This window comes from Pedobacter sp. HMWF019 (assembly GCF_003061025.1).
GTDB lineage: Bacteria > Bacteroidota > Bacteroidia > Sphingobacteriales > Sphingobacteriaceae > Pedobacter.
In genome coordinates, this window is record NZ_QAIL01000480.1 from 1 (window position 1) to 2,824 (window position 2,824).

At 38.0% G+C, this 2,824-nt stretch carries 3 protein-coding genes; all 3 read right to left on the minus strand.

Features of this window, described 5'->3' with window-relative positions:
• Nucleotides 1-72: 72 nt before the first annotated feature.
• Nucleotides 73-996, minus strand: a complete 924-nt coding sequence (locus tag DBR11_RS24895; RefSeq protein WP_108555286.1) for a DUF72 domain-containing protein — start codon at nt 994-996, stop codon at nt 73-75.
• Nucleotides 997-1,071: 75 nt separating this feature from the next.
• On the minus strand, nt 1,072-2,163 hold the full coding sequence (locus DBR11_RS24900) for a S1C family serine protease (RefSeq protein WP_108555287.1): 1,092 nt from the start codon (nt 2,161-2,163) through the stop codon (nt 1,072-1,074).
• Between the two features lie 7 nt (nt 2,164-2,170).
• Nucleotides 2,171-2,737 (minus strand): RNA polymerase sigma factor, encoded by a 567-nt coding sequence (locus DBR11_RS24905; protein ID WP_108555288.1) that lies wholly within the window; start codon nt 2,735-2,737, stop codon nt 2,171-2,173.
• Nucleotides 2,738-2,824 lie beyond the last annotated feature (87 nt).

Consider the following 2,824-nt stretch of genomic DNA (forward strand, 5'->3'; position numbering starts at 1 on the left):
CCCCTAGTCTTAAACTCATAATGTTGTGGTTTTTAGATTCAAATATAATATTCTACAAATTTAGTATACTATTTAAAATAATTCTCCTGTTTTTGTAATAAATTCAATTTCAGGAACAGCACTACCCAAATGCTTATTAAATTCCTTAATGGTATAGTTTGCCAAAACCGGTGTATCTCTTTCATCATGCTGATGAAGAAAAAAGTAAACCTTCTCCAAACCTCTGTCCAGCCAGGATTTAATCCGGACTACCCATTCATCAATCCTCTTAAAATCAGAATCCCCATGACTCTGACCATTTCCTACGAAACGGATAAAAATTTCAGGAATGGTCAATTCCATGTGCAAACAATCCCTTCTGCCACTGGCATCGGTAATTATAGCCCCTTTATTTAGATCAGCCAGCATTTTAAACAAATCCTTTCTAATCACCGGATCAGCAAACCAATCCGGATGGCGCAACTCCACAAAGACTTTGAAATCTTCGGGAAGAGATTTTAAATAACTTTCCAGCACCTCCATATTATTGGGACCAAAGTTATCTCCCATCTGTAAAAAGCAGGGTCCCAGCAGTTCACCAAATTCACTAATCCCGGAAATGTACTGATCTGTAGCCTCCTCTGCATTTTTCAATCTTTTCAAATGACTGATAATTTGGGGGAACTTTGGACAAAAGACAAAGCCATTTTCTGCATTTCCGGCAGCTTTCTCTTTCCATTTCATAACCTGATCATGTTTAGGCATGCTATAAAATATCGCGTTCATTTCTATAGAATTGAAATGCTTTGCATACTCATCCAGAAAATTCGCTTCTTTTGTTTTAGGCGGATAGATCATGCCTACCCATTCCTTTCTACCCCATTTTGCACAGCCAATATAAAAACGCGGGTCCGCAATTTTCTTCCCTTTTAAGGTTACGCCCGTCTGAGCCCCATCCGGCGGCAGCGTAAAATCTACCTGTTTAACCAGTTCGTCTACTACTTTACCAAATTCCATAGGATAAATTTATAAAAACAAAACCCCCGAAACGAATAAGTTTCGGGGGTTTAAAAAATTATATTTTTCCGGAGGCTAGTTATAGACCTTGATCATAAATACGTAATCCTGAATCTTTTCTACCTGTTTCAACCTGCTCAGGCCCTGTAACGGACTTTTTTTGGCTATACTTCTTCTTCCCAGAGAATCAGAAGGAATAGCACTCAAAGCCTCAAGGATATATTTAGATTTAATCGCAAAAGCAGCACCATCCACCTGGTTTTCCTTCGCACTGATCACTCCAACTACGTTTCCGTTATTATCCAGCAATGGTCCACCACTGTTTCCAGGATTAACCGGAATAGATACCTGATAAGCCGTTGTATCACCAGCATGTCCGGTTCTGGAGCTCACATAACCCTGGCCTAAAACTGCATCATCCTTAGGAAAACCTAAAGTATATACATTCTCACCCATACCAACCGCACTACGTTTTAACTTATAAGGTAAGGCCGAAAGTGGTGAAAAATCTTTATCTACAATCTGTAAAATCGCCAGATCATATTGAGGATCGGTATAATAAACTTTAGCTTTATACGCCTCTCCTTTGCTGTTTTGTACATATACAGAATCAGCACCGTTGATCACGTGTAGATTGGTACATAAAAAACCATTCGAAGTAATCGCAAAACCGGTACCACCAAATTTAGCTGGTCTTACAGGAGCAGCTTCCGTTTTGGCATTGCTGTTGATGTTCCGTATCAGTTTATTCTGAGAACTTTTAATCCGGTCCAGTTCTCTCCGCATCATCTCATAACTGCCATTCTGTTTGGTATTGTGCTGAATAGCAAAAACAGAAACCATAGCCAGTAAAATGAAAGATGCCGCAACAGCCACTGCAGATTTGTTGTTGCGCCATAACTTAATGATTGAGGACGTGTGAGGTTTAAACTCAGTTTTCAACGCTTCCACATCCATTGTGGCATGGGCAGCATCCATCTTATCCTTCAAGGAAAGGACATGACCATAATCTTTCAAAGAATCCAGAAAAACCTTGTGCGCAACCAGCTTATGGTCCACAGAAGGATCATTTATCCGTAATTCTTCAAAAGCTTTCACTTCTTCCGCAGAAAGTTTACCATTCAGGTAATCTTCAATAATCGCCTCTAACTCTATTTCGTTCCTCATTGTATCATTAAGATTGAAAAAACAACTTCTTTAACCTTTGCAGACATTTATATTTCTGTGTCTTTGCGTTATCTGTATTGGTATAACCAAATTTTTCAGAGATCTCCTGCATAGACAAGTTATGAATATAAAAATCCTGAATAATCGTTTTGCACGGTTCCCCTAAATGGAGCAAGGCTTCCTGCATTTTTTCAAACTGCCGGTCCTTTTCCTCATGCTTCTCCAAATCTGTCTCTACCGCTTCTATATCTTCAAAGTCTGTTACATTTACGGCCTTCTTACTTTCTTTTGAAAGTTTTTTGAGCCAAATACGTCTGCAAACTGAGTATATATAGGTTTTAAGTTTACTGCTTAATTCAAAATCGCCGCTCTTTATTTTATTATATAATATGATAATGGACTCCTGATACACATCTTTTGCATCATCTTCATCACCGTTATTATTCAGAATAAACTGCAGTATCATCGGAAAATATCCTGTATACAGTTTATTAAGCGCATCATCTGAGTTATTAAGTATCCCTAAAACTACCTCTCTATCTGTTGGAACTGAACTGCTTAACTTCTTACTCACCAATTAATACTTTTTTATGTGAATGGTAACCCAATTATAAATAAAAATTTTACTTTTGTGCCACTTTTATCTTAATACCCATTACAG